At 65.9% G+C, this 2,116-nt stretch carries 2 protein-coding genes and 1 pseudogene; all 3 read right to left on the bottom strand.

The window, feature by feature from the left end; all coding sequences use genetic code 11:
- A pseudogene (locus RT424_RS16405) lies at positions 1-898 on the bottom strand (hypothetical protein); the annotation flags it as partial.
- A gap of 58 nt (positions 899-956) precedes the next feature.
- A complete protein-coding gene (locus RT424_RS16400) occupies positions 957-1,394 on the bottom strand; it encodes a hypothetical protein (protein WP_313440475.1) in 438 nt (145 codons plus the stop codon).
- A 232-nt stretch (positions 1,395-1,626) separates the two neighbouring features.
- Positions 1,627-2,116: phospholipase D-like domain-containing protein (locus RT424_RS16395; RefSeq protein ID WP_313440473.1), on the bottom strand; the 490-nt coding region annotated here is incomplete at its 5' end.

Below are 2,116 nucleotides of genomic sequence, written 5' to 3'. Positions count from 1 at the left end.
CGAGGCCGGAGCGCGGATCGAACAGGACGATGTCGTCCCCGGCCAGGCGGAGGTGCGGCGATGCCGCGGCGGCCATGGCCGCCAGAGTCGATTTCCCGGCGCCGGGAGCTCCGATCAGCAGGATCGCTTCGTCCTGCAGCCCGTCACGCGCGACGAGACACGCAGCGTGCAACGCGACATAGCCGGGCTGGTCCAGCACGAGATCGACGATCGCCCCCCGCAGGACCGGCGACGCCGCGTCCTGGGAAACCAGGTTTCCGGCGTTGTCGCCGAATACGCCGACAAGATCGTTTTCGCTCTCGCCCATGGCTTCGACGGTAATGCTGGTCGCCATCCCAGCCGTCTTGCCGGGAACCCGGCCCCGAGGAAGATGTCCATATGGCGCGGCATGCCCGGCACCCCACGCGCCTTGCGGAAAACGGATCGCGATGCTCCGATCCCCGGCCCGTAGCCAGAGACTTTCGGCATCGACTGCCCTCGCCGCAAACGAGGCCGCGATGACGCGCTGCGTGCTCCAGTCCTTGACGAGGGCATCGACCTCGCCCGCGTTCAGGCCCATCGTTTCCTGCAATTGCCGACGCAGTTCGGCCAGTTCGATCCCGTCCGCCAGCAGCGCCACGAGCATTCCGGCCGATCCGTTAAGCGCATTCAACCGCTGGGTGGCTTCCACGAACAGAACCGGACGATCTGCGATGACGAGAGGAACGACGCCATCCGCCAGTCGCAGCAGCGGGCCGCAAACCTTGCGCAAGGCCGCCTCTCCTCCCGGTGTCGGGTCGGATGCGGGAGCCTCGACGGCGCTGCCGGTTTGTCCAGAGCCGCCCCTTCCCAAGCCGCCCATCCCCGAGCCGGCATGCATCGCGGCCTCTCCCCCGTCACGTTCCGGCGCGCCTGTCACGGCCCAGCCTTTCGGCTCGAAACCGGAACCGGCTTACCTTCGCCGATAAACCGATCGCTCAGTTTCGGCCCAATGCCTTGCCGGCGCCTTCGCGGCCGCGCGGGACGGTGCCCCCTGATTTGGGAAGACTGGCCTCTGCGCTCACCACGCCTGCGTGGCCATCGCCGCCGCCGGAACCGCCGGTGTCCTTGGGTCCGGAAACCGAGCCGCCGCCATCCCGTGGGCCAGTCTGGGAACCGCCGCCATCGCCGGTGGAACCGCCGCTGCCGGAACCGCTACCCGAACCACCGTCACCCGAGCCGCCACCGGTCGAACCGCCGCCACCACCGCCACCACCACCGCCGCCCGACTTCGCGATCGCGGTCGAGGTAAGTGATGTGGACAGCAGCATCGTCATCGCCGGTGGAACGAGAAGCGAATACTTCCCGCAGGCAGCAAGAAAGGATCGGCGATCGTTGTGGCCGAGTTCGGCCGAATCATCCTCCGCACGCTTCATGAAATCGACTCCTCGCCAAGTCGGTCGAAACTACATGAGTGGCACCGGCCGGAAACGGGCAAATTGGTCTTCGCGCAGGCTCTTATCCCAATGCCACGGCCGGCAAAACCAAATGGGCAAGCCCGATACCTCCAACGCGCCGCTTACAGGCTACCAAGGACTTATCGTCTGTTCGGAAAATGCCCCTCAATGGATTTTCGTCGCGGCAGCGGAACCGCTCATCGGGCAATGGTCACAACAAGGGGCTTACCAGGCGCGCTCCGTTTTCGGCCAGGCGCCGCATCCGCGATCGGGCGCGCCATTCCGCCAGCAGCAGTTCGTCGCTTCCCGCCAGGTACGCACGCTGGATTCGCGCAAGATCCGAAATCCCCGGTCGGTCCAGCAGCAGCAGGCTCACTTCCTCGTTCAGCTGGAACGAGCGGACATCGACATTGCTGGAACCGACGATGCCCAGGCTTTCGTCGATCCGCACGGCCTTGGCGTGGAGCAGATATCCGCGATAACGATGGATGCGAACGCCATGCGACAGCAGCTCGTCGTAGTAAGAAGACTGGGCCAGGTTGACGAGCAGCTGGTCGACTACCTCCGAAACGATGACATGCACTTCCACTCCGCGCAGCACGGCCGTGATCAGCGCCCCCAGCAGCCCCTCGTCCGGGATGAAATAGGGCGTCACCAGCACGACCTCGCGCTCCGCCCGCGCCACCTGCCATGTCAGCAGG

It is taken from the genome of Novosphingobium sp., assembly GCF_032093395.1.
Classification (GTDB): domain Bacteria; phylum Pseudomonadota; class Alphaproteobacteria; order Sphingomonadales; family Sphingomonadaceae; genus Novosphingobium.
This window is presented reverse-complemented; position numbering and strand designations above follow the sequence as displayed.